A 25,634-nucleotide genomic window follows, 5' to 3' on the forward strand; every position below is an offset into this window, starting at 1 on the left:
GCTTGTTCGAAGCTTGCCTTTGAAGCAAGCATTTTGGGTACAACTTGTAATCTTAGAAGTACCCATCAAAATTCCTTAGAAACCCGCAATAAATGCATGCCCCCTTATTTCGGTGGATTATCCTCATATATTACGATTTTTACCGTAAGTATCTAAAGTATTGTTTCGATTATTCCGCCACCAACTACTACTTCATTGTCATAAAATACAACTGATTGACCTTTAGTTATTGCTCTTTGTTTTTCTTTAAAAGAAACTTTAACTCTTCCATTTGGAAGGGGGGTCAAAATTGCATCTGCTGGTTTTGCAGAATATCTTATTTTAGCTTGAACTTCTATTTCTTTTTCTAACTTATTAAAAGGAATGAAATTCAAATCCATTGCTATTAAATCTGTTTTAAATATATCATCTTCAGCACCTAATACAACCTCATTAGTTTTTGCATTTATACCTATTACAAAAACTGGTCTTCCAAGAGAGAGTCCAAGTCCCTTTCTTTGCCCTATAGTATAGTATACAATCCCTTTATGTTTTCCAAGTATATTACCACTTTTATCAACAAAGTTGCCTGATTTAACTCTACCTGGTTTTGCTTCTGTAATAAATCTTCCATGATTATTATCAGGAATAAAGCAAATTTCTTCACTATCTTTTTTATTATGAACAGCCAAACCAATTTCTTTTGCTATTTCTCTTATTTTTGTCTTTTCATATTCTCCACAAGGCATTAAGGTATGTTCTAATTGATCTTGTGTAAAATTATATAAGGCATAGGTTTGATCCTTAGTATCATCATCAGATCGGATTAAAAGATACCTGTCATCACATTTTTCAATTTTAGCATAATGACCTGTAGCTACATAATCTGCTCCTATCCCTCTTGCTCGCCTTAAAAGTTCATCAAATTTCAAATGTTTGTTACACTCAATACAAGGATTAGGTGTTTTTCCATCTATGTATTCCTGAACAAAAGGCTCTATAACCTTTTCCTTAAAATAATCTCTGAAATTCAAAACATAAAAAGGTATATCAAGTTTGTCGCACACGCGTCTTGCATCATCAACAGCAGAAAGGGAGCAGCAGCCCCCTTCTATTTCTTCAAATTCATCATCTTGTTGCCAAATTTGCATTGTAGCACCAATGACTTCATATCCCTGCTGTTTCAATAAATATGCAGCTACAGAACTATCTACACCACCACTCATACCTATTAAAACTTTTTTCTTCATAAATCCTCCTATTAATCTTCGCCATGTACAGCAGCATGTAACTCTTCATCACTATGCTCTTCCATTGGTATTACTTCTAATCCATTTTTTGATCTATAATCGTTTATAGCTTTATGAATTGCTTCTTCTGCAAGTACTGAACAATGCATTTTTACTGGTGGGAGTCCATCTAATGCTTCTGCAACTGCTTTATTAGTCAAATCCCAAGCTTCATCTAAAGTTTTTCCTTTAATTAATTCAGTTGCCATTGATGATGATGCAATAGCTGATCCACATCCAAAAGTTTTAAATTTAACATCTTTTATAATATTATCTTCAACCTTAAGGTAGATTTTCATTATATCGCCACACTTAGCGTTTCCAACTTCACCTACACCATTTGCATCCTCTATTTCTCCAACATTTCTTGGGTTTTGGAAATGTTCCATTACCTTTTCACTATATATCATATTATTTTTCCCCTTTCTTTAAAAAGTCATCCCATAATGGTGACATATTTCTTAATCTTTCAATTATTGGTGGTACAACTTCAAGAACATAATCTACATCTTCTTCTGTTGATCCGTCTCCCATTGAAAGTCTTAATGATCCATGAGCTATTTCATGAGGAAGTCCAATTGCAAGTAATACATGTGATGGATCTAATGATCCTGATGTACAAGCACTACCACTTGATGCACAAACTCCTTTAAAATCTAAGGACAAAAGAATTGATTCCCCTTCAATAAACCTAAAACATATATTAACATTTCCTGGTAATCTTTTATCTCCTCTAGGTCCATTTAATCTAGTATATGGAACTTTTAAAAGTCCATCCATTAATTTATCTCTAAGTATAGTCATTTTTTCCATATGCTCTTCTAAATTACCAGTTGCAAGTTCAAGTGCTTTTCCAAGCCCTACAATAGATGCAATATTTTCTGTTCCTGCTCTTCTATTCTTTTCTTGTCCTCCACCATGAATTAAGTTATCAATCTTAATTCCTTTCTTTATATATAGAACTCCAATACCTTTAGGTCCATAAATTTTATGACCTGCAAGTGACAACATATCTATATTCAATTCTTTAACGTCTACTGGTATATTTCCAACTGCTTGAACTGCATCTGTATGGAAAAAAACCTTCTTCTCTTTACAAATTTCTCCGATTTCTTTTATTGGTTGGATTGTTCCTATTTCATTGTTAGCAAACATAATGCTAACTAAAATTGTTTTATCAGTAATTGCATTCTTTAAATCATCTATACTAATAAAACCTTCTTCATCAACATCTAAATATGTAACATCAAACCCATTTTTCTCTAAGTATTCACAAGTATTAATAACTGCATGATGTTCTACTTTAGTAGTTATTATATGATTTCCTTTATTTTTATGAGCTGATGCAATACCTTTTATTGCCCAGTTATCAGCTTCTGATCCGCCCCCTGTAAAATATACTTCAGATGGTGCGCAGTTTAATGATTTTGCTACTTGTTCTCTAGCTTTATCTATAGCCATCTTTGTTACTCTAGATATTCCATAAAATGAAGATGGATTTCCAAATTTTTCAGTAAAGTAAGGAAGCATTTCTTCTAGAACTTCTGGCTTAACATAAGTTGTAGCTGAATAGTCCATATATACATTTTTCATAATTATTCACTCCTGTCTGCAATCTTAATACTACTTTTTTTATTTTTCATAGCTTTGTGATCATCAATTATATCTTGTAAGGTAATTGAATCCATAACACTATCTATGCTATTTTTAATTTTTTCCCATACAGCTTTAGTTGCGCAACAATCTGAACTTTCACATTCAACGCCATCAATACAATCTGCTATTTCAATAGGTCCCTCTAAAATAGTCATTATATCTCCAACAGTTATTTCATTTGGTGGTTTGCATAAAACATATCCACCTTGCGCACCTCTTATACTTCTTATAATATTAGCACGTCTAAGCGGGCTAAATAATTGTTCTAAATAATATTCCGAAAGATTTTCTCTTTTAGATATACTTTTAATTGAAACTGGGGCACCACCATAACTAGCTGCTAAGTCAACCATGGCTCTAACTCCATATCTTCCTTTTGTTGAAAGTTTCATTTTCTCACCCCTTTTTTTATATTAAATACTAGTTTTGTTTATATCGTATCAAAATACTCGGCTTTTGTCAAATAATTATTATTACTTCTTTATTTTTTCCCAATATTTCTTTATGCTTTCTTCATACTTATTATTTTGTTCATTGTAATATATTTTCCCATCTAATTCTTTCGGCAGATAATCTTGTTCTACATAATGATTGTTATAATTATGTGGATATTTATATCCTCCAACACCAAGTTTCACTGCTCCCCCATAATGTGCATCTTTTAAATGCATAGGAACATCGCCAAAATTAATATTCTCCAAATCATTCATAGCAGCATCAATAGCTAAAGTAGCACTATTTGATTTAGGAAGTGTTGCTAAATATATTACTATTTCTGAAAGAATTATTCTTGCTTCTGGCAATCCAACTTTTAAAACAAGTTCTATACCAGAATTAACAACCGATAAGGCATTTGGAAATGCAAGCCCTATATCTTCAGCTACAATAACAGATAGCCTTCTAACTATAGCTGTTAAGTTTCCACCTTTAATTAATCTGGCTAAATAATGAATCGCAGCACTTGGGTCACTCCCTCTAATACTCTTTTGAAGAGCACTTAATAAATTATAGAATTCATCTCCATTATTATCAGCCCTCATAGTAGACTGCCCCAAACTTTCTATATATTCACTTGAAATTACTCTAACATTCTTAACTTGCGAATTTATAGCTAATTCTAAAATATTATACGCCTTTCTATAATCCCCTTGTGATATCTCTCCTATATAGTCAAGGGACTCCTTTGAGTATTCAATTTCTATACCTTCAGTTATTAATCTTTGTATAGAATTTTCAAGCCCAATTATAATATCATTTGTACTTAATGGCTTAAAAGAAAATATATTACATCTGCTTATTATAGCTTTATGTATGACAAAGTACGGATTTTCAGTAGTACTTGCTATTAAAGTTATTCTTCCATCTTCTATAAATTCCAGCAATGATTGTTGCTGTTTCTTATTAAAATGTTGAAGTTCATCTATGTATAAAACTACTCCATTGTAATTTAATAAATTATCCATATTGTTAGTTATATCTTGAATATCTTTTACAGACGCAGTTGTTGCATTTAATTTATAAAACTTCTTATCTACATAATTAGCCATTATATTAGCTAATGTTGTCTTACCAGTTCCTGGAGGTCCATAAAATATGCAATTACATATATTCTTACTTTTTATCAAATTATATAACGGTTTTCCTTGGCTTAATATATCTTGTTGTCCTACAAAATCTTGTAAATCACTAGGTCTCATTAAATCTGCTAATGGTCTCATTTTTACCACCCCTTATGCCATTACATATTGTTCCAATTTATTCCATAAACTCCAAACTATATTTTATGAAAATAGTTACATTTTAACAATTTGTTCCTAAAAAACTTAAGTTTATAACCAATAATATTATAGCAGATATACAAAAATAAAAAAGCAGTAAGAATCTAAAATATTCTTGCTACTTTTCTTAAATTATTTAATTAATTATACTACTATATATAACCACTACTAAAGTTTTACTTATGCTTGGTATTATATTCAACATTTACTATACTTAGTAGCATATCCAAACAGAGAAATTGGATACATATTTGTAACCACAAGGGTCATAATATGAAGTAGGCATTGAAAATAAGCTGCTGAAGCTTCTTAATGGGAGGTTGTTCCATTATAGTTTGTCCAAATTTTACATTTGGAGCAAACTATAATGGGTGCAACCTCCCATTTAGAATGCTTCCAGCGAAATTTTCACAGTCCTACGGAATAAATATGTATTCAATTTCGGCGGATGTAGTCGTTCCACTGTGGTTATCTATATTTTTTGAATCTTTAAATACCTAATTTAATTTTCTCACTTAATTATTCCCTTCTCAAAGACTCTACTGGATCTAATTTTGCAGCTTTATTTGCTGGTAATAATCCAGATAAAGTACTTATAACAATACTTGCTGCAACTCCAAATACTCCATAAGAATTCTTTATTAAAACTAAATTAATGCCGAACAATTTATTTGATATAATATTTATACCTTTCATTAATAAAAGTGCAAATCCAAGTCCAACAATCCCACTAAAGAATCCAATTAAAAATGCCTCACAAATAAAAATTCTTCTTATATCTTTTTCCCTTGCACCAATGGCTTTAATTATTCCTATTTCTTTTGTTCTTTCTACAACACTAATATACATAACAACTATTATCATAATTGATGATACTACCAAAGATATTGCTGCAATCCCTGATAATACATATGTTAAAATACTTATCATTTGATTAAACATTTCTGTCATTTGTTCTTGTGAAGATCCTGAATATCCAAGTTCCTTAATCTTTTCTTTAATTGCAGTTGTATACTTAACACTAGCTATATTAATATACATTACATTTGGTTTTAATTCATATTCATTTTCTGAATACAATTTTTCTAAATCCGAATAATTTAAAAAAACAGATTTCATCACTGCTGTTAAATCTCCGCCTGCTGTAGTATAAATTCCACTTACAATAAACTCTTTAGTTAATATTTTTTGATTTACCAAAATATGTAGACTTACTTTTTTTCCAATAACCTCTCCACCAAGTTTATCATTTACAGATTTATTAATTAGTACCTCACCTTCACTCGGCAAAGCTCCTTCTTCAAGATTTGAATCTGTTATATTTGATGATATAGTTGAAATCCTCATTAAATTACTTTCTTTACCACCATACTCTAATGAATTAGCACCCATAGAAATTTCAGTAAACCCTTTTTCTACAGAAGATACATTTTCTATCTTAGATAAATTTTGTATGTCCTCTTCTTTAAATGAGTTTGGTGTGTTAATATTAGGTTTTTGTATAGTAGTAATATCTAAGTTAACTGTTTCGTCTTCATTGCTAGGCATATTAACCTCTATTACTTGCGGATTCACATAACTCTTCATGGTCTTATTAAAATATTCCTTAACTCCATTACCCACAGATAACATTACAATAATACTCATTATTCCAATACTTGCTCCTATTGAAATAAATATATTACGTATTAATTTTTCCTTCATATTAACAAGAGCCAGCTTTATGGCAGATGTTAGATTTAAATTCTGCCTTTTCTTATTAATATTAATTTTGTCTTTATGAACTTTCTCTTCATTAGTTTTATTTTCTAATTCAAAAACTTTTCTATCATTAATTATTTTACCATCTGCTATTTTAATTACTCTACTTGAACAAGAGGCTACTTTTTCAGAATGAGTAACCATAATTACAAGTTTTCCGCTTTGAGCAATCCCCTTTAATATATCTAAAACTTGCATTGATGTCTTAGAATCTAAACTACCTGTAGGTTCATCAGCAATAATTATTTCCGGATCATTAATTAAAGCTCTCGCAATAGCAACCCTTTGCTTTTGACCTCCAGATAATTGATTTGGTTTTTTATTTATATGGTTTTCCAAACCGAATTCTGTTAATATTTCTTTTGCACGTTTAATTCTTTCTTTTTTTTTAACATTTGATAATGTCATCGCAATTGTTACATTATCCAAAATAGATAAATGTGATATTAAATTGAAACTTTGAAACACAAATCCAACCTTATTTTTCCTATATTTATCAAGTTCTTTTTTTCTAAACTTTCTAATATCTTTTCCATCTACGAATAATTCTCCACAATAATCTGAATCTAATCCGCCAATTAAATTCATTAATGTAGATTTCCCGCTACCTGATTCTCCAATAACAGATACTAACTCTGTCTTATTAAAAGATAGATTAACATCAAGTAGTGCATAAAATTTCTTATTACCATTCAATTTATAGCACTTATTAATATTGTTTAATTCTAATAAACTCATATTTATGTTCTCCTTATGTCCATTTTGTTACAAAATTTCCATATGATTCTCTTATGGTTTTTCTGAGAACCTACAATATCAGTTTGCTACAATAATTTATACTCTATACATGTATTTACCTTATGACTCCTGTTTTTTAATTTTTAAACAGAATAAAACTTCCGCAAATAAAAAAGCAGATGAATTAGTTTTTCATCTGCTTTCTTATTTGATTAGCTCTATAGTTCTCTTGTGAATTAATTCCAAGTTACATTTTCATAAATGGTTTTTGCAGGTATACCTCCCACAAGACAGTTTGTAGATACATTTTTACTTACAAATGCTCCGGCCGCAATAACGGCCCCATTACCAATTTCAACTCCCTTTAATATTGTAGCCTTTGAACCAATCCATACTTTATCTCCTATCACTACCTTTTTTACACTTTGTTTTTTTACACCATCAATTATTAAAATGTGTTCATCAGTATCCAGAATATTAACATTCCATGATATTGCACATTCTTCCCCTACCTGAATCTCTTCTCGACATTGAATTCTTGAATTTTCATTAATATAGCTGTTATTGCCAATCTTTAGTATTGCATCATTTCCTATCATTACTTTTGTTCCCTTGCAAATTTCTACTCTACCATTAACAATAAGTTTTCCATTTTCATATATATCCACAACTGTTTTAAACGGTAAACTAAACCTACAGCCTATAAATAATTTACCTTTGTTAACAATTATTTTAGAATTTTTGTGTAAATTTAATTTAGTACCTTTTCCGATAAATATTTTTGCTTTAAATTTTACCGAATAATATAGTGATTTTATTATTGAAATTTTACAAAAAACAAAATAAATCTTTTTCGTTATTCTTTTTAATGTATTCAATTTGTATATCCTCCATAAAATAACCCCAAATTCTGTTTGGCTCTTTTTTATGAGTTTGCTCCGAACTTGCTAATAGCAATCCTTTTTACTTTTCTTAAAACTCTTTTTGTAAAACATTCTTTAGTATATTTCATCATAAGATTATTAATAGGTGTTCTATTTTTTTTATATTCAATAAAGAACTTATCCCTATTAGAATGTACTGAACAAGACTTAATAATATTAGGATTATACTTTATTGCATGTTCCAATTCTGATTCTACTACTTCAAATTTATCATATAATAAATTAAATAATTCCTTGCCCTTTTTAGTTTTTGTAATAACAAGAGAAACACCTTTTTTTTCGTCATAATCCGAAAATTTAGTTGAAGCACCCCAATAGTCTGCAACTGTAATATCACTTCCACTTCTAAAATTATTAGATTTGCAATTATAACAAGAAGGCCTTAATATTAAGTTACTTAAAAAAGCTTTGTAATATAAATCATCACCTGAATTCTTCAAATACACTTTGCTATTAGCAAAAGTGATTTTTAATGCTTGAATGGCTAATTCTTTTGCTCTAAAATTAATATTTACAATGTTTTCTTTAAATATGTCTTTTATATAACATAAATAGCTTTTAAATACACCTGGTGAAGGAACGCCATGACATACTATATCAAATAATATTAAGTTATCATTTGATTTATTAAGATAATTGTTTAAGCCAGCTATCTGGCATGGAGTTCCTGAAAATAAAACTAATCGATTCTCTTTTAAATATTCTTTAACTTTTTCAAAAGATTCATTAATATCACTTTGTAAATATTTTGAACCCCTTAGTTTTTGTAAATCTTGTTTGTTATCAATCATCATATGCATAACTTCAAACTCCTCATTAAATCCTGCACCATATACTATACCGTTATTATCTAGTACATAATCAGCAATTACTGAAAAAACTCCACCAGATGAACTTTTGAACTTAATTTCCTCATCCTTACTTTTACATGCATAAATACCTGGCTTCATATCATAAATATTTATATTTAGCATTGGACAAACTTTTTCACATAACCCACAATCAGTACATTTTTCTTCATTAACTTTAGGATATAAAAAACCTTCTTCATCCATCTTCATATTAATACACTGCTTTGGGCATATATTATTACAAGCTGCACAACCACAACATTCTTTTTTTGAATTTATTTTAATCATAAAATACTCTCCTCATATAAGGCACAATTAAAAAATAACAAGTCCATTAACCAGCCTATTTTCTTCTTTTTAACATACTTTTAATTCTTAACAGTACACTTTTAAATTGTTGCTTATCGAATATAAAATAAATAATGCAAATAACTACTGCTGAATATGTAAAAATAACAAAAGCATATAAACACCACTGAACGATATTCTGTATATTAATATTAATAAATATGAATGGAACTATAATTAGTCCTATTGCAATAAATGTATAAATCAATCTAAAAATAGTTTCTTTTACGGGTAAATGTGTTACATGTTTAGGTATAAATAGAATCAAATCAATATCTCTATAAACATTTGATAAACACAATGCTATTAAAACACCTGCCAACCCAGTAAAAGGTGTCAATATTACTCCTGAAATAATAACAATTACTGCCTGTATAGTAGATTGAACTTTAGTTTCTTTATATAATCCAGCAGAAATTACTAGCATCCCTTGTGGTGTTTTTATATTGTACAAAAAACCATTTATAACAAATAGAAATCCAATTAATGGTTGATTATAGCTTACATCTGTTATACCATTTGTATATATTTTTACAAATGACATTATCATTACCAGTGCAGTTGTATATACAACCGTAATCAATCCATAGTATGTAAATTCAAACTCTCTATATGCCTTTTGTAAAGTCTTAATATCTTTTCTTGCAATAATATCGCCAAATGAAGCAGATAATCCACTCATAAATATGTCAAGCAGACTTGAAATTCCAGATACCACCATATTAAATATTGAATAAACACTAACACTTTTCAAATTAGTAAATATTGTTGCGAGTACTGTAGGAGCACCTTTTTGAACAACATTTAAAACTTGCAAATAAAGTGCATCCCATCTTTTGTCTAAAGCTTTTTCATTTGGCTCAGCCTTGTAATCTATATATGAATATTTCCTATGAGTATATATCATTAAAATTAATGAACGTAAAAAAATTGATAGTAAAGCTATAAGCTCTAACAAGACAATATTAACTTTAAGTTTTGCTAATGATACAACAATAATTGTATTTAATATCATATGAACAATTGATGCAAATGAAATTACATATGACTTTTGATCAGCAGATATAATTGCTCTATATTTTGCCAATGTAAAAAATTCCAAGGTGCCACTCACGCCCATGATTAGTACTAATGTTCCAACAAATAAAGGCGATAAATATTCAGTTTGTACAAGTATTGGATAGACGAAAGCAAGACCAATTACTAATAAAACAAATATATATCCTGAAATATAATAAAACTTCTTTGCTGCAGAAACTACTCCATTGATAGCCTTGTGATCATTATCAGCTAATGGTTTATATAATGCATATATGGCTGCGCCTGACAATCCTGCCTCAACTAAATTAAAATACGAAATAAACTGAGTAATTGACGAAACAAGTCCATTTATTTCCGAACCATATGTTATAAGCATAACTCTTGGGGTAATAAATCCAACTACCATTACAATAACTTGATAAATAGCAGATGAAATTGTATTATACATAAATTTTTGTGATCTAGTCATTGTATTCTCCTATTATTGTATTTACTCTATCAAGTGAAACTTGATTCAGGTGAGTTTGATCCTCATCTGAATCTTAGCTCTGAACTTATCTAAATTCAAACTCTATATAACTTTTCAATACTTGAAACCATAGATATACATAAAACATAAATCAAAAATTGACCTGGATTATAGAAAGGGTTTCCAGTCATACCATAGGCTAGCCAAAATAATTCAATAAACAATGCAAATATTAACAGTTCCTTATGCTTTTTTTCTAATATTTTCTGTTTATTTGTAAATAAATAAATTGCTTTTATTAGAGATATAGAAAATGCCATACAAAAAAGTATTGTTCCAACTATACCTGTTTCAGCTAATAATCCTATATATGTATTATGTGCATATGAATTCCAAACTCCCCATGTTCCATAAGTAGTAAAATAATTATTAAATGTATTTAAGCCATATCCAAATAATTTATTAGTTTCATACATTTCCATTGCTGCTGGCCATAATGCCGTGTCTCTTCCACTTGTATCTATTGTCCCACTATCAGTAACTAATAAAAGTCTTTCAATTATTATTTGTGTTTGTGGAATAAATGTTATAGCAATATAACAAAGTATTATACTAACTAATATCAGAATAATAAGCTTCCTATATTTCGCTTTTCCTCTGTGAACAAAAAAAATAAACATACATGCTGCAATCGGAATTAATGTTAATGATCTTTTACCAGTTAAAAATATAGCAATAAGGTATGCGCCTAACAATAAAACATGCTTTACTTTGAATTTCTCATTCGTTAGAAATTTTGCAAATACTGCACCTATTCCAAGTACCATAGCTACTGCTGCATTAGCTTTTTCTGCTAATATTCCAGAATATATCCCTTGGCTAACTTCTATATATAAAAGATCCAACGAACTGGGTACTACTAAAGAAGATAAATAGTTAGTCATTAAATCTTTAATAAACGCATTCAAAAAAATTGTTATTGCTAAGAGAATTGTTATTGGCACAATTTTAGAAAACAATACTTCAAAAAATATAATTTCAAAATCAATCTCTAAAATAGAAATACTGATTAATAAAAAAATCACACACTCCATAGATAACAAAGGATTTTTTGAATAGAAAATATTTAATATACTAAAACTAGATACTAAAAGCCAATTTACTTTTAGAAAATTTAATCTATAAATATGTACATTTTTCATTAATAAAAGTAGAAAAATTAAAATAGCTATTAAATACATTGCTGATGTATGATATAAAATAGTAGAATTAGTAAATATCATAAAGTATATACTAATAATTAGCCCTAAATATGTAACACCTGACAAATATCTTAAATTTATTATATTATTTTCATTATCCATTAATTATTCCCTTTTCATTTTTTGCATCAATAGAAGTATTTTTCATGCTATTTGATAATTTTTCAAGATAATCTAGAGCTGACTTTTTTTGAGTTTCTAAAATATTATTAACAGCTTTATAATCAATGCAAGAATTAGTTATACGATTTATACCTTCACTATTGAAAATTTGCTCATTAAGATTCAACATATTTAATAAATCAATTACTCTAAAATTCTTTTTACCATTTTTAGGCACAACTTCACAATAGAATGTCTTTTGAAATAAAATAGAAAAAGCTGTTCCATGAAAAGAATTAGTAACAACATACTCAGCACCAGCAAATAAGTCCAAAAAATCTGTTGGTGAACAAAATCTAATATATTCTGCTGTTGAATTCTTTTTAAATCTATCATTTAAATAAACTAATTCACAACCAATTTTCTTAGCGAGATTTTCAGCAAAGGGTATTAAATTATTTGGCGAGGCTATTGTATACATTAAAATATATTTACGTTTTCTTTTAACTGGATTTATTATAGAAATCCATTCTTCTTTAGATAATAAAAATACAGGATCCAATGAAATATTAATATCCTTTTCAAACATTTTCTTAATGATATTTCTTCCGCTTTCTTCTCTTACAGAAATATTAGCAAAACCTTGTAATAATCTTTGATATTCTTCTACATAATTATTAGGAATAGAATCAAATCCAAAACTTGCAGCATAAGAATTTTTCTTGTAATCATCTTTAACAAAATCTAAAAAATAAGTTTTATCAAAATCTGTGCATTCATAATTAAACACCTGATCACTTCCAGTAATAAATAAACCATATGTGTTTTCAATTTTAGCTAATTCTTTAATATTAAAATATTTCTCTTTACTTAAATTAACCTTAAGGTTTATAAATTCATTAAATTTTTCTCTCATTTTTTTTCTTGTAGAATAATAGAACATATTACTTACTACAACTTTTAAAATATTTTTACTATTAAATTGTATTGGTGCATAACTTTTTTCAATTACTTTACATCTATAATCAATAACTTCAGCATCAACACCTAAGTTATTTAAAGCTTTCCTTAAAGCATATGTTTGCAAAACTGCTCCGTAATTTAGTGCTCTATGAAATGTTAATATTCCTATTTTCATAATTATCCCTCTCTTTATTTCAACATATATATATTAGTTTATTCAGAAAACGATATCATTTCGACTACTCTAGAGATAAATTTTATTAAGAAATCATTTTATACAATATATTTTTTTCATGTCTATTTATTAAATATTACTTTTGATATTTTTGATTATCCTTTTTATAATTTGAAAATAATATATTAAATAAATATTTTTATTTAATATTAGATTACTTTGAAATGCTAATAATCTATTATCATAATTTACAGTATTGCAAACACTATTTAATTTTTCATTATAAACTATTTGTTTAATTTGCTGTAATTTTAATTTTTGGGAATTATCCTTATTCGCAACAATAGCTAAAAAGCATCCTTGAACAAATTTAACAAAATATTGATTAATTAAATTTGAGTTATATTTAACACCAAATACCTCATTACAAAATGCTATTACTTCTGTATAACCTCTCAAAATCGTTTCATAGTTAGTTCTTTTATATAGTTGCTTTAGAGCAATTTTCGGGTTTATAAAATAATTATATAATGGATCACTAATAATTGATATTGAAGAAATGTTTCTCATATATTCAAGATTAAAGACTAGATCTTCTCCAAGACTCAGGTTTTTATCAAAGTATTCTTTTATCTTACTTTTTAAAAATAATTTATTCCAAGGAGTGCTTATGAGCTCTTTTACGTATAAATTGCCGAAAATTTCGCCACTATTATTCATATTATTTATGAATAAATTTTCATAATTAATTACCTCATCTAGATACCCTTCACATTTTTTATATCCACATATAACCAACTCACAGTTATTTTCTTCTGCTGTATTTATCATTCTTTCACACATATAATCAACAAGTGTATCATCACTATCAACAAATTGAATATATTTTCCGCTAGCTTTTTTTATGCCCAAATTTCTCGTTTCAGAGACCCCACTATTAGATTTTTCAAAAAATCTAATTCGCTTATCTTTTTGTAAATACTCTTTACAAATCAAAGAAGATTTATCTTTTGAGCCATCATCAATTAATAATAATTCAAAGTTTGACATAGTTTGTCTAAGGATACTCTGTATACAATTATGTAAACTTTTTTCTGCTTGATAAATTGGCACAATAATTGAAAGAGTTGGTTCCATTTTATTCCTCCCTTATAAATTATATAATTTTACATTTGTTTCAATATTGAGATAAAAAATATTATTTCTTCATATTTTCTATTAAGGCACATGAAAGAAAATAACAAGTCCAAAATGCCATGCATATTTTTCATCAGGCAAGGAGACTGATTGTGCTCATAGCAAGCCTATTAGTACAATCTGCCGACGCAGGATGATGGAAAATGGGCACATTAGAAAAGAGTAGCTGTGCTACAATACGGAACTTTTCTCGCAGATGGACTTGTTATTTTTTTGATTGTGCCTAAGTAAGTATAATATAATTAAATATTTTTAATTATCACTGCTGGACTACCTGCACAGACAACCCTACTTGGAATATTTTTAGTAACAATTGAATTTGCACCAATTATAACATGTTCTTTTATGTGTGTATTTTGCGTAACTACTGCATTAGTGCCAATCCAAACATCTTTTTCAATATTTACTGAATTAATTATAAAACCTTGATCTTTTATAAAACCATCTTTACGATATTCATGATCATGATCATAAATCGATACATTAGTTCCAATAATACAATTTCCTCCTAAAGTAATACTTTTAAGAGCAATTAATCTAGAATAAGTATTTATAAAAGTGCTTATACCTAGTTCTATACTTCCACCGGAATAACATTCAAGAGTAGTAAAATCGCTTAAATAAACACCTGGTTCAATTTTAATGTAACTATTTTTATCAATTCTTAATTTAATTCCCTTTCCAAAATATATTGGTTTAGCATTTTTATCTATTTGCAGTATTAATCTTTTTCCATATTTAATTTTAAAATACCCAATGCGTAATGCAGAAACCATCCATTTACATATTTTGGTTATCATTAATAAATAAAGCCTCCTTGAATTAATTCTCATACAAATAATTTTAAATACTTTTTTCCATTTCTCTGTTGTATCCCATTAATTTCACTTTATCAAATCATTGTAAAAGTTTCTATATTTATCAATAAATCTTTCATATGTAAATTTATTAATATAGGTTTCTAATGCTCTTTTTTCCATTTGTTTTTTCATTCCATCATTTCTATATAACCTTAAAACTGCTTCTGCAATCTCATTTTCACTTCTTGAATTTATCAAGATTCCATTAAACCCATTCTCAACTATTTCCCCTGTTCCATCTACATCTGTTGCAACTATAGTCTTTCCTTGCATAAATGTTTCTATAGGGGTTAATGGTAGCCCTTCCCACAATGAAGATAATACTACTAAATCTAAATGATTAATAACATTAGTAATATCATCTCTATATCCCAAAAAAATTATACTATCTTCTATATTTATTTTTTTTGTTAAGCATTCTAACTCTTCTCGCAACTCTCCATCTCCAACAATAACAAATCTGATTTTATGCTCTTTTTCAATTATTTGAGGAATTGATTTTATAAAATATTCCATACCTTTTTGCTTTGATAATCTACCTATATTACCAACTATGTAAAATCCATTTTCCTTTAAGGTTGATAATTCTTCTATTACTTTTTGGCAAGTATTTTTTTCCTGTTTTATGCCATTATATATTACTTTAACATTACTATTTTTAATTTTATAAAAATCAACTAAGTTTTCTTTTACTTTTTCTCCTACAGCTATTATTTCAACATTTTTTAATGCTAATTTTGTAAACATCTTTTTATCATTAAAAGTATTATGTGCTGTATGAACAACTTTAACTTTTATTAACTTTGCAACTATATTTGTATAGAACGTTCCCATTCTGTGATGGCTATGTACAATATCTATATCTTCACTTTTTATTATTTTGATTAATTCAATTATGGTTTTTAGAATCACAATTGGATTCTTATTCTCAAAATCACTTATTTTATAATGAGTGATTCCACTTTTATTTAATACGTCCTCATGTAACCCACCTCTTGATGCAACAACAATCTTATTAAAGTCATCTTTCAATCCTTCACATAACTGTAAAATAACTTTTTCTGTTCCACCTAGTCCCATAGTTCGAGTCAAATATAGAATATTTTTGTTACACATAGCAACACCCTCTTTAAAACTTTTTAATTTAGGCACATGAAAATAAATAACAGGTCCGAAACTGCCATGAATATTTTTCATCAGGCAAGGAAGTAAAGTGCTATCATATCGGGCCTATTATGGCATTTTGCTGACGCAGGATGATGGAAAATGGGCACATTAGAAAAGAGTAGCTGTGCTACACTACGGAACTTTTCTGGCAGATGGACTTGCTATTTTTTTGATTGTGCCTTATCTTTCTATAATACGCTGCACGCAAACAACTGTAGTATTATTCTTAATACTTTTGGTAATAACTGCATTTGCACCTATTCTACAATTATCCCCAATAGCTATATCACCTATTACTTTTCCACCTGCTGCAATGTAAACATAATTCCCAATTTTCGGTGCCTTATTAATTTCTTTATGCTCATTAACACCTATTGTAGTTTGATTAAATATAGTGCAATGCTCACCTATAATTGCTGTTTCAGCTATAACTATATCTTTAGGGTGTACTATTCTTAGTCCCTTTGCAATTTTAGCTTTATACGGAATCTCTACGCCAAAAATCACGTCAGCAAATACTTTTTGTAATATTTTCAACAATATTAATGGTACTTTTTTTATAGATTTGGGTATGTTTGAATAGTATAAACTATTTGCACTTCTATAAAACATCAATATAATTATAGGTGTAAGCCTCCTATCATTTACCTTTATGTCTTCCTTTAATGCTTCAAACATATAGTATCTCCTTAATATTTAAATATTATTTTAATAATTTTCAAGTCATCAATTAAATATCTTTTAAACATTCTTTTAGGCTGTTTACATAATCTATAAAACCATTCAAATCCACATTTTTGCATAAATTTAGGTGCTCTTTCTATATTTCCTGCTTCAAAATCTATACTAGCACCTATAGCTAATGATACCGGTACATTTAATCTCTTATTATATTTATATATAAATTTTTCTTGTTTAGGAGCTCCGAGCCCTATTGCTAAAATATCTGGTTTTACTTCATTTATAATTTTTATGATTTTTTCAATTTCATCTTCTTTTTTTTCAAAACCATAACTAGGTGAATATGATCCAACAATATTTAATCCACTAAACTTTTCTTTCAAATTTTCAGCTGCTTTTGCTGCAACACCTTCTGCTGCTCCAAGTAAAAACATACTGTATGATTTTTTAGCTGCTAATTCACACACTCTAGGAAATAAATCTGATCCTGATACTTTTTCTTTTATTGGTGTAAACTTCATTTTTGATATCCATATTAATGGCATACCATCTGTTAAAATCAAATCTGCATTTTTGTATACTTCTTTAAATTCCTCGTCTTTTTCTAGTTTAACTATATGATCTACATTAGGTGTAACCACATAACTAGATTTTCTATTTACCACTAGTTTATCTATTTCTTCTATAGCTTCTGACATTGATAAATTATCTATTTCTGTATTAAGAAATTTTATCCTACTCATTTGAATCACAACGCTTTCTTTCTCTATACTCTATGAATTCGTCTTTTAAATTCCGGTTAATTTTACAACAAATTCATATTTGTATTAAATAACATTTTTATAATCACGTAGATTCTCCATATAATCCTTGTTAATTATATAAATGCTATCCTCAGTTTCCAATGTCATAACATCTTCTATTCCAATCATAACTATTTTCTTCCCAGTATTGATAGATATATTAGATTTAGATTCAATTACTGTTGTATTACCCTCAAGTATATTATTATCAATATCTTTTTCTTTATACCTCTCTACTGATTTCCAAGTTCCAATATCATCCCATCCAATGTTACTTGGAACAACATATATGTTTTTTGATTTTTCTAATATTGCATAGTCAATTGATATGACTTCTGTTTTGTTATAGTTATCATTTATTATTTTTTGTAAGAGTTCTTCCTGTGCAAATTCTATTTCATGTAAAGCTTCATATGTTTGTGGCGAATATTTTTTTATTTCATTAATTATATTGGAAACTTTCCATAAAAACATTCCACCATTCCAAAGATATGAATCATCTTCTAGATATTTCTTAGCGTTCTCTTCATTTGGCTTTTCAACAAATCTATCAACTTTAAAAATATTAAACTTATGGTTTGACTCTATGTTATTAGAATATTTTATATAACCATATCCTGTTTCTGGTCTATCTGGTTTCATTCCCAGTGTTATTATTGCTTCTTCATTATTTTCTAAGAAGTTATTTGCTCTATTTACTATATTTCTAAATTCATCTTCATCATTTATTAAATGGTCAGAAGGGAGTACTATCATATTTGCATCATTATAATATCTTTTTATAACAAATGCTGATAATGCAATACAAGGAGCTGTATTTCTTCCCTCTGGCTCTATTATTATATTTTTTTCTAGCAATTCTGGTAGTTGTTCTTTTACTAAGCCTACATATATTGCTGCAGTGCAAACAAATATTCTTTCCATTGGTATAATAGATTTAATTCTATTTACAGTCATTTGTATCATGGTGTCTTCACCTAATAAACTTAAAAACTGTTTAGGTTTTTCCTCTGTTGATAAAGGCCAAAATCTTGTTCCTTTCCCTCCAGCCATTATTAAAGCACAAATCATTGATTTACCCCCTCATTTAATAAGTTTCTAGATTATTTTTGCTAGAACTTGTCCATTTACATTACGCTCTTTTCTAGCTAGCATGCTCGTCCCCAAAAAGAATAAAAAATGTTTTATATATCAATTTTATATCAACTAAAGTACTTCTTTCTTCTACATATTTAAGATCAAGTTCCATCCATTCTTTAAACTCAATATCATTTCTTCCTGATACTTGCCAATAGCACGTAAGCCCTGGTTTAACTTCTAATCTTTTCTTCATCCATTTTTCAAACTTCATAACTTCACTTGGAAGTGACGGTCTTGGTCCTACAAGACTCATTTCACCTTTTAATATATTCACTAATTGAGGAAGTTCATCTATACTTGTCTTTCTTATGAATTTACCAATTTTAGTTACTCTAGGATCTTCTTTCATTTTAAACATTGGACCATCCATTTCATTTTTATCTGTTAATTTTTCTTTTAATTTTTCTGCATTTTGCACCATAGACCTAAACTTGTACATATTAAATTTTAATCCATTTTCTCCAACTCTTTCCTGCATAAAAACTATTGATCCTTTTGATTCAATTTTAATTGCAAATGCTACTATAAATAATACTGGACTTAATGCTATAAGTCCTATTAGTGAACATACTATGTCCATAATTCTCTTAAAAAAACAATATCCTCTTCTCATTTTAATTTGTTCCGTGAGCAAAACTTCTCTTCGTTGTAAATTCATTTGCTGCATGTATATACCCCCTAAGATTTTTTGCTTACCATAATATTACTTAATTTTATTTGTTTTTCATATTATATATATCATTTGATTAATAATTAAGTATATTTATGTCGTAATTTATTATAACATAGTATAAAGTATATTTTTATTTGAAACTTTTTGTTTTTTTTGTATAATATGTATTTTGTATTTCTTTTTATTATGATTAAATTGTAATAGTTTATTACGATTTAAATGCTTAAAGTATAAATATAACAAATAATATTTATTGATATGAACACTTAAAATATAAAACAAAGGTATCTTTTGATTTTTTTTATTAAATAGAAATAATGCTCTTTTTCAAGCAATAGACAGGCTATGTATTAAGATACAGAAACTTTCTTAAATCATATATAATTTAATAATTGAACATTAAAGATATATAATATAAAAAATAGTTATATCAAAATAACTTTATATTATCTTGATATAACTATTTTTAATTTATTACTTAAATCTACTTTTTTAAAAATGAAAATATTGATTTCTTTTCTTTAATTCTTTCTCCTAAAAAGTCAATATGTTCATTATTTAGAATTTTTTTTGAACTTTGTGTAAATATTTCTTCAATACTATTATATTTATTGGCTAATCTAATTGCATTTGATAATCCTGTATTTCTGTTTTTAGTATTATGAGCATCTGATCCAATGAAATTATATATTCCATTCTCTAAAAGAATTTCCGCAGTCTTTTTTACATCTGATCCAAATTTTCCTTCTATACTGCCAGTATTCATTTGAAATAAATATCCTTCATTAATGAATTTATTAATATATATAGGTTTTTCTATAATAATCTTATATCTTTCAGGATGAGCTATTATTGGTGTTATATTCCTAATTTGAAGTTCATAGATTATATCACATATATTATCATCAAGCTTTCTCATTGGAAATTCAATTAGCATATATCTGGAATCATTTAAGGTTCCTATTTTTCCTTCTATATAATTTTGTATTATATTTTCAGTGTAATATATTTCTTGTCCGCTGTATACTTTTATGTTTAATCCTTCATTACTTATAATAGAATTAATTTCTTTAACAAATGCTTTCACGTCTGAGATTATAGATTCGCCATATTCTAATAGATAATGTGGCGTCGCTATTATTTCTTTAGTACCATCTCTTTCTGCATTCTTTAGCATTTCCAAAGTCATTTCCATATTTTTAGGTCCATCATCAATACCTGCTATTATATGTGAATGAATATCTACTATCATATTTACTCCCATTTAATTATTAATTTATTATTTTTCATCTTTCTCTCTATTATCATCACTTCCATAATAATAGTAATACTTTCCTCTAGTATTTTCAATTGCATGTAAAACAGTACCTATTATATTTGCTCCTACTTTAGTCAAAAGATTCTTAGCTTCAATTACTGATTCTTTATTAGTTCTTGCAGCTCTTATAACAAGTATAGTTCCATCTGTTTTTGTAGAAAGAATTTGAGCATCTGTAACTGCCTTAAGTGGAGCACTATCTAAAATAATTATGTCATACTTTTCTTTTAATTCTTCTATTAATGTAGTCATTGCACTTGATGATAACATTTCTGATGGATTGGGTGGAATTTTGCCTGATGGCAATACATCTAGGTTTTCATTACGTCTTTGTATTGCTTCTTCTAAACGTTCTTTCCCTATAAGCACTTCTGAAAGTCCTATTAAATTAGACATTTGAAAATTCTTATGCACTGAAGGTTTCCTTAAATCACAATCCACTATTATAACCTTTTTTTCATTTTGAGCAAAACATAAAGCAAGATTTCCTGCTACTGTAGATTTTCCTTCTGCTGCTTCTGCACTTGTAACTACTATTGTTTTTATTTGCTTATCAAATGATGAATATTGTATATTAGTTCTTAAAGTTCTATACGCCTCTGATGCTATTGATTTTGGTTTTTTCTCAACTATGAAACCGTTATATTGCTGCACTTTAACTGCTCTTTCCATTTTTCTTGATCCAAACATTTATATTATCCCCTTTAGCTCAAATCATCAGGAATTGCACCAATAACAGGTATTCCTAATATTTCTTGTAATTGTTCTTTTGTTTTAAATGTATTATCCATAAACTCTAATAGAAATGCCAACCCTACACTAATCATAAGACCAAGCAAAAATGCAATACCTATATTCATCTTTTTATTAGGACTAGTTGGCTTTTCAGGCATTTTTACACTTTCTATTATTTTTACATTAACATTTGGTATAAGTTCTTTAGATGATGTTATAAATTCATTTGTAATTGTATTCACTACATCTTTAGCTAATGCTTTGTCTGTATTAATATATTCAATTTCTAAAATTTGAGTATCAGCTCTTGGAGTAACTGTTAAACTTTTAATTACCGCTTCTGACGTTATATTTAAATTATTTGTTACAATTGCTTTATTAACCAAATCATTAGTCAATATCATTTCTGCATATGTTTTTAATAATTTTTGATACATTTGAACATCATTACTATTGTAAGTCTGATCTTTAGTATTTTCCTTTCCTATAAACACCTTTGTATTTGCTGTATATTTAGGTGCAATTACAAAAAAGCTAATACTTGCAACCATTAAAGTTGTAGCTAACGTTATTAAAAGTATCATTTTCCACCTTTTAATTACACTGTCAAATATGTCTTCAATTTTTATATTTTCTTCATTCATATCTCTCAGCTCTCCATAAATACTATTTTTTTGCCTTTAAATTTTAGTATATACAAAAAGCATTTCTTTATACAAAATAGACCAGCATACTGATTTGTTATTTTTTTGAATGTTCCTTATACAAAAAAAGCACTAAGAATATAAAATATTCTTAGCACTTTAACATACAACTACTTATCTTCTATTCAAATTTATACTCACTTAAATTTTAACCAAATAAAGTTCTATCATTCAAAGCATCTGCACCATTTGCTTTTTCGAAAAGTCCAAGAAGCTTATTATTATCTAATTTTTCTTTTTCTTCGCCCTTAATGTCAACTAAAATTTGACCTCTATGCATCATAAAAAGTCTATTACCATTTTCAAGAGCATGTTTAAGATTATGTGTAACCATAAGTGTTGTTATTCCGCTATCTTTAACAATACTTCTCGTTATATCCATTATTGTTTCTGAAGTCTTAGGATCTAAGGCTGCAGTATGTTCATCTAGTAATAATAGTTTAGGTTTTGACATTACTGCCATAAGTAATGTTAATGCTTGCCTTTGTCCACCAGATAAAAGTAATACTTTGTTATAAATTTTATCTTCTAAACCTAAATTAAGTTCACTTACCATTTCTTTATAATAACCTATTCTCTTTTTATTTATTCCAAATCCAAGACCAAAAGTTTTGCATTTATTATCTGCAAGAGCGATATTCTCCAAAATAGTCATATTAGGTGCAACACCCATTGATGGATTTTGAAATACTCTTCCAATAGATTTTGACCTAATATACTCTGGTTTATTAATTACTTCATTTCCATCTAATAATATAGATCCAGAATCTGCTTCTATTGTTCCAGATATCATATTTAGCAAAGTTGATTTACCTGCTCCATTTGAACCAATAATACTTATAAAATCACCTTGAGCAACATCTAATGATAACTTATCAAAAACTCTGTTCTCATTTATAGTATTTGGATTAAATACTTTGGATAGTTGTTTTACGATTAACATTACCTTGCGTACCACCTTCCACAAGTTTTTTCTTCTTGAACTTGAAAATTCCATTACTAGAACATAGTGCTACAACTACAATTACTGCTGTCATTAACTTTATATCATTAGCAGTTAATCCTATTACTCCACCATATTTTAATACAAGAGCAATTGCACCTTTATAAATAATTGCACCAAATATTGATAATGTAGTTGCTTTTATAAAAGATACTCTCTCGAATAATGAACTTCCAATAATTACTGCTGCAAGTGCCATTACTACAGTACCCGTTCCCATTCCAACATCACTAAACCCTTGGTATTGAGCTGTCAATGCTCCTGCCATTCCCACTAGTGAATTACTTATTACAAGACCTAATATTTTAACTAAATCCTTATTGACTCCAATTGAAGATACTACTTGTTCATTATCACCTACTGCTCTAAGTAAAAACCCCGATTTAGTTTTAAAATATAAATCAAATAATATTTTCACTACAGCAAGGAATACTATAATAATAACCATAGTTGGTATTCCAAGTTTAAATACATTTGGTACATTGAATAAAGGAACATTTGCTTTTCCCATTATTCTTAAGTTTATTGAATATAATCCTATCATAACAAGTATTCCAGCCATTAAATTATCAATTTTAAACTTAACATGTAAAATCCCTGTTATTGCGCCAGCTATTGCGCCTCCAATAGCTGCTGCAATAATACTAACCCATGGATTAACACCTTGTACTAAAAGAGCTGCTGAAATAGCAGCTCCCATAGGAAAAGTACCATCAACTGACATGTCTGGGAAATCTAATATCTTGTAAGTTATATATACGGCAATTGCAACAATTGAGAATAGTAGTCCTTGTTCTAAAATGTTAATTAAAACACCCACTACTGAACGCCTCCTGTTACTTTCTTAGCATTTGTTTCTATATCTTTTGGAATTGTTATATTTAATTTCTTTGCAACATCTGTGTTTATAGTGAATGACATTTCACTTAATGTAGTTATTTCAACCTCTGAAGGTTTCTTTCCAGCTAATACTTCAGCAGCCTTAAATCCTGCTTCTTTTCCTAATTTATAATAATCTATGCCTATAGATGCAAGACCACCTTTAGTTACAATAGCTTCTTCTGCACCTATTATAGGAATATTTTTTTCTAAGCAAAGCTTACCTACTAATGCATATCCTGAAGCTACTGTATTATCTGTTGGTGTATATAATACATCAATGTCTCCAAGAGCACTTGATAAGTTTTGATTTATTTCATTTACAGTAGTAACTCCAATTTCTTTTACTGCAAGTCCTTGTTTTGTTGCTGCAGCCTTAAGTTCTTCAACTTGAATTACTGAATTTGTTTCTGAAGTACTATAAATTACTCCTACTGTTTTAGCATTAGGAACTAATTTTTTTAATAACTCTATTTGCTTATCCACAGGAACCTTATCTGATGTACCAGTAACATTAGTACCTGAACTCTTCCAATCTTTTGCAACTTCTGCTTTTACTGGATCTGTTACAGCTGTAAATATTATTGGTATTTCCTTTGTAGAATTATATGCTGCTTGAACTGCTGGTGTTGCAATTGCAAAAATCAAATCTTTTTTTGCATCTACGAATTGCTTACTAATAGTTTGTGCATTTGCTTGTTCACCTTGAGCATTTTGTTGTTCAATTTTAATGTTTTTTCCGTCTTCATATCCTTTTTCTTTTAAACCATCAACAAACCCTTTATTAGATGCATCTAAAGCATCATGTTGTACTAATTGTACAACTCCAATATTTTTCACAGCTGTTGTTGAAGCTGTTTCTGAGCCTTTAGAATCTGTTGCACTATTTCCGCATCCTGCAAGGACTCCGCCTACTAAAACCGTACATAATAACATCGATAACTTTCTTTTTCCTACCATAATACTGTCCCCCTATTATTCTTATTATCAATTCCCTACTACACTTCTACATACTACTAATACTACCTAATATCATAAATATATGCCTATATTTATGATAAATACTCAAATAAATTGATAATAATTTATAAATCTTTTAAGTTATGATATCATAATTT

The 25,634-nt window shown here is 28.2% G+C and carries 24 protein-coding genes; all 24 read right to left on the reverse strand.

Translation table 11 applies throughout. The features are described 5' to 3' along the window. Nucleotides 1-152: 152 nt before the first annotated feature. Nucleotides 153-1,229, reverse strand: a complete 1,077-nt coding sequence (gene mnmA, locus psyc5s11_RS21485) for a tRNA 2-thiouridine(34) synthase MnmA (RefSeq protein WP_224034506.1) — start codon at nt 1,227-1,229, stop codon at nt 153-155. An 11-nt stretch (nt 1,230-1,240) separates the two neighbouring features. After that, nucleotides 1,241-1,678: a Fe-S cluster assembly scaffold protein NifU gene (gene nifU / locus psyc5s11_RS21490; RefSeq protein ID WP_224034507.1), complete on the reverse strand. Its 438-nt coding sequence runs from the start codon at nt 1,676-1,678 to the stop codon at nt 1,241-1,243. A gap of 1 nt (nt 1,679) precedes the next feature. Then, complete coding sequence (gene nifS, locus psyc5s11_RS21495) at nt 1,680-2,861, reverse strand: cysteine desulfurase NifS (protein WP_224034508.1); 1,182 nt, start codon at nt 2,859-2,861, stop codon at nt 1,680-1,682. 2 nt (nt 2,862-2,863) lie between these two features. Then, on the reverse strand, nt 2,864-3,316 hold the full coding sequence (locus psyc5s11_RS21500; protein ID WP_224034509.1) for an RrF2 family transcriptional regulator: 453 nt from the start codon (nt 3,314-3,316) through the stop codon (nt 2,864-2,866). 81 nt (nt 3,317-3,397) lie between these two features. Further along, complete coding sequence (locus psyc5s11_RS21505; RefSeq protein ID WP_224034510.1) at nt 3,398-4,642, reverse strand: replication-associated recombination protein A; 1,245 nt, start codon at nt 4,640-4,642, stop codon at nt 3,398-3,400. A gap of 579 nt (nt 4,643-5,221) precedes the next feature. Beyond that, nucleotides 5,222-7,201, reverse strand: coding sequence for an ABC transporter ATP-binding protein/permease (locus tag psyc5s11_RS21510; protein ID WP_224034511.1), 1,980 nt, complete (start codon nt 7,199-7,201; stop codon nt 5,222-5,224). A gap of 236 nt (nt 7,202-7,437) precedes the next feature. Then, a complete protein-coding gene (locus psyc5s11_RS28130) occupies nt 7,438-8,079 on the reverse strand; it encodes an acyltransferase (RefSeq protein WP_311196384.1) in 642 nt (213 codons plus the stop codon). Between the two features lie 47 nt (nt 8,080-8,126). Continuing rightward, the gene (locus psyc5s11_RS21520) at nt 8,127-9,284 is read right to left on the reverse strand and encodes a Coenzyme F420 hydrogenase/dehydrogenase, beta subunit C-terminal domain (protein WP_224034512.1); all 1,158 of its coding nucleotides are present in this window, start codon (nt 9,282-9,284) and stop codon (nt 8,127-8,129) included. Nucleotides 9,285-9,339: 55 nt separating this feature from the next. Beyond that, entirely contained in the window at nt 9,340-10,854 is a 1,515-nt protein-coding gene (locus psyc5s11_RS21525) for a lipopolysaccharide biosynthesis protein (RefSeq protein WP_224034513.1), read from the reverse strand. A 95-nt stretch (nt 10,855-10,949) separates the two neighbouring features. Further along, nucleotides 10,950-12,218, reverse strand: a complete 1,269-nt coding sequence (locus psyc5s11_RS21530) for an O-antigen ligase family protein (protein WP_224034514.1) — start codon at nt 12,216-12,218, stop codon at nt 10,950-10,952. Beyond that, nucleotides 12,211-13,356, reverse strand: a complete 1,146-nt coding sequence (locus tag psyc5s11_RS21535; protein WP_224034515.1) for a polysaccharide pyruvyl transferase family protein — start codon at nt 13,354-13,356, stop codon at nt 12,211-12,213. Before psyc5s11_RS21535 ends, psyc5s11_RS21530 begins: the two co-directional genes overlap by 8 nt. A gap of 129 nt (nt 13,357-13,485) precedes the next feature. After that, entirely contained in the window at nt 13,486-14,493 is a 1,008-nt protein-coding gene (locus tag psyc5s11_RS21540; protein ID WP_224034516.1) for a glycosyltransferase family 2 protein, read from the reverse strand. Between the two features lie 302 nt (nt 14,494-14,795). After that, entirely contained in the window at nt 14,796-15,353 is a 558-nt protein-coding gene (locus tag psyc5s11_RS21545; RefSeq protein ID WP_224034517.1) for an acyltransferase, read from the reverse strand. Nucleotides 15,354-15,437: 84 nt separating this feature from the next. Further along, a complete protein-coding gene (locus psyc5s11_RS21550) occupies nt 15,438-16,529 on the reverse strand; it encodes a glycosyltransferase family 4 protein (RefSeq protein WP_224034518.1) in 1,092 nt (363 codons plus the stop codon). 231 nt (nt 16,530-16,760) lie between these two features. Continuing rightward, nucleotides 16,761-17,258, reverse strand: coding sequence for a serine O-acetyltransferase (locus tag psyc5s11_RS21555; protein ID WP_224034519.1), 498 nt, complete (start codon nt 17,256-17,258; stop codon nt 16,761-16,763). Nucleotides 17,259-17,269: 11 nt separating this feature from the next. Next, complete coding sequence (locus psyc5s11_RS21560; RefSeq protein ID WP_224034520.1) at nt 17,270-18,004, reverse strand: WecB/TagA/CpsF family glycosyltransferase; 735 nt, start codon at nt 18,002-18,004, stop codon at nt 17,270-17,272. An 84-nt stretch (nt 18,005-18,088) separates the two neighbouring features. Continuing rightward, nucleotides 18,089-19,135, reverse strand: a complete 1,047-nt coding sequence (locus psyc5s11_RS21565) for a mannose-1-phosphate guanylyltransferase (protein ID WP_224034521.1) — start codon at nt 19,133-19,135, stop codon at nt 18,089-18,091. Nucleotides 19,136-19,208: 73 nt separating this feature from the next. After that, complete coding sequence (locus tag psyc5s11_RS21570; protein WP_224034522.1) at nt 19,209-19,871, reverse strand: sugar transferase; 663 nt, start codon at nt 19,869-19,871, stop codon at nt 19,209-19,211. Nucleotides 19,872-20,361: 490 nt separating this feature from the next. After that, the gene (locus psyc5s11_RS21575) at nt 20,362-21,129 is read right to left on the reverse strand and encodes a tyrosine-protein phosphatase (protein ID WP_224034523.1); all 768 of its coding nucleotides are present in this window, start codon (nt 21,127-21,129) and stop codon (nt 20,362-20,364) included. Nucleotides 21,130-21,156: 27 nt separating this feature from the next. Then, the gene (locus psyc5s11_RS21580) at nt 21,157-21,885 is read right to left on the reverse strand and encodes a CpsD/CapB family tyrosine-protein kinase (RefSeq protein WP_224034524.1); all 729 of its coding nucleotides are present in this window, start codon (nt 21,883-21,885) and stop codon (nt 21,157-21,159) included. Nucleotides 21,886-21,899: 14 nt separating this feature from the next. Further along, a complete protein-coding gene (locus tag psyc5s11_RS21585; RefSeq protein ID WP_224034525.1) occupies nt 21,900-22,574 on the reverse strand; it encodes a YveK family protein in 675 nt (224 codons plus the stop codon). Nucleotides 22,575-22,782: 208 nt separating this feature from the next. Further along, entirely contained in the window at nt 22,783-23,577 is a 795-nt protein-coding gene (locus tag psyc5s11_RS21590) for an ABC transporter ATP-binding protein (RefSeq protein ID WP_224034526.1), read from the reverse strand. Next, complete coding sequence (locus psyc5s11_RS21595) at nt 23,543-24,457, reverse strand: ABC transporter permease (protein WP_224034527.1); 915 nt, start codon at nt 24,455-24,457, stop codon at nt 23,543-23,545. Before psyc5s11_RS21595 ends, psyc5s11_RS21590 begins: the two co-directional genes overlap by 35 nt. Further along, nucleotides 24,457-25,476 (reverse strand): ABC transporter substrate-binding protein, encoded by a 1,020-nt coding sequence (locus psyc5s11_RS21600; protein WP_224034528.1) that lies wholly within the window; start codon nt 25,474-25,476, stop codon nt 24,457-24,459. The genes psyc5s11_RS21595 and psyc5s11_RS21600 overlap by 1 nt, the downstream gene beginning before the upstream one ends. Between the last annotated feature and the right edge of the window lie 158 nt (nt 25,477-25,634).

This window comes from Clostridium gelidum, assembly GCF_019977655.1.
In the GTDB taxonomy this organism is placed as follows: Bacteria; Bacillota; Clostridia; order Clostridiales; family Clostridiaceae; genus Clostridium; species Clostridium gelidum.

What these genes read in the sequence shown, in the direction of transcription:
- mnmA (WP_224034506.1), bottom strand. Translation starts at nt 1,229, where the DNA reads ATGAAGAAAAAAGTTTTAATAGGTATGAGTGGTGGTGTAGATAGTTCT.
- nifU (WP_224034507.1), bottom strand. Translation starts at nt 1,678, where the DNA reads ATGATATATAGTGAAAAGGTAATGGAACATTTCCAAAACCCAAGAAAT.
- nifS (WP_224034508.1), bottom strand. Translation starts at nt 2,861, where the DNA reads ATGAAAAATGTATATATGGACTATTCAGCTACAACTTATGTTAAGCCA.
- psyc5s11_RS21500 (WP_224034509.1), bottom strand. Translation starts at nt 3,316, where the DNA reads ATGAAACTTTCAACAAAAGGAAGATATGGAGTTAGAGCCATGGTTGAC.
- psyc5s11_RS21505 (WP_224034510.1), bottom strand. Translation starts at nt 4,642, where the DNA reads ATGAGACCATTAGCAGATTTAATGAGACCTAGTGATTTACAAGATTTT.
- psyc5s11_RS21510 (WP_224034511.1), bottom strand. Translation starts at nt 7,201, where the DNA reads ATGAGTTTATTAGAATTAAACAATATTAATAAGTGCTATAAATTGAAT.
- psyc5s11_RS21520 (WP_224034512.1), bottom strand. Translation starts at nt 9,284, where the DNA reads ATGATTAAAATAAATTCAAAAAAAGAATGTTGTGGTTGTGCAGCTTGT.
- psyc5s11_RS21525 (WP_224034513.1), bottom strand. Translation starts at nt 10,854, where the DNA reads ATGACTAGATCACAAAAATTTATGTATAATACAATTTCATCTGCTATT.
- psyc5s11_RS21530 (WP_224034514.1), bottom strand. Translation starts at nt 12,218, where the DNA reads ATGGATAATGAAAATAATATAATAAATTTAAGATATTTGTCAGGTGTT.
- psyc5s11_RS21535 (WP_224034515.1), bottom strand. Translation starts at nt 13,356, where the DNA reads ATGAAAATAGGAATATTAACATTTCATAGAGCACTAAATTACGGAGCA.
- psyc5s11_RS21540 (WP_224034516.1), bottom strand. Translation starts at nt 14,493, where the DNA reads ATGGAACCAACTCTTTCAATTATTGTGCCAATTTATCAAGCAGAAAAA.
- psyc5s11_RS21545 (WP_224034517.1), bottom strand. Translation starts at nt 15,353, where the DNA reads ATGATAACCAAAATATGTAAATGGATGGTTTCTGCATTACGCATTGGG.
- psyc5s11_RS21550 (WP_224034518.1), bottom strand. Translation starts at nt 16,529, where the DNA reads ATGTGTAACAAAAATATTCTATATTTGACTCGAACTATGGGACTAGGT.
- psyc5s11_RS21555 (WP_224034519.1), bottom strand. Translation starts at nt 17,258, where the DNA reads ATGTTTGAAGCATTAAAGGAAGACATAAAGGTAAATGATAGGAGGCTT.
- psyc5s11_RS21560 (WP_224034520.1), bottom strand. Translation starts at nt 18,004, where the DNA reads ATGAGTAGGATAAAATTTCTTAATACAGAAATAGATAATTTATCAATG.
- psyc5s11_RS21565 (WP_224034521.1), bottom strand. Translation starts at nt 19,135, where the DNA reads ATGATTTGTGCTTTAATAATGGCTGGAGGGAAAGGAACAAGATTTTGG.
- psyc5s11_RS21570 (WP_224034522.1), bottom strand. Translation starts at nt 19,871, where the DNA reads ATGCAGCAAATGAATTTACAACGAAGAGAAGTTTTGCTCACGGAACAA.
- psyc5s11_RS21575 (WP_224034523.1), bottom strand. Translation starts at nt 21,129, where the DNA reads ATGATAGTAGATATTCATTCACATATAATAGCAGGTATTGATGATGGA.
- psyc5s11_RS21580 (WP_224034524.1), bottom strand. Translation starts at nt 21,885, where the DNA reads ATGTTTGGATCAAGAAAAATGGAAAGAGCAGTTAAAGTGCAGCAATAT.
- psyc5s11_RS21585 (WP_224034525.1), bottom strand. Translation starts at nt 22,574, where the DNA reads ATGAATGAAGAAAATATAAAAATTGAAGACATATTTGACAGTGTAATT.
- psyc5s11_RS21590 (WP_224034526.1), bottom strand. Translation starts at nt 23,577, where the DNA reads ATGTTAATCGTAAAACAACTATCCAAAGTATTTAATCCAAATACTATA.
- psyc5s11_RS21600 (WP_224034528.1), bottom strand. Translation starts at nt 25,476, where the DNA reads ATGGTAGGAAAAAGAAAGTTATCGATGTTATTATGTACGGTTTTAGTA.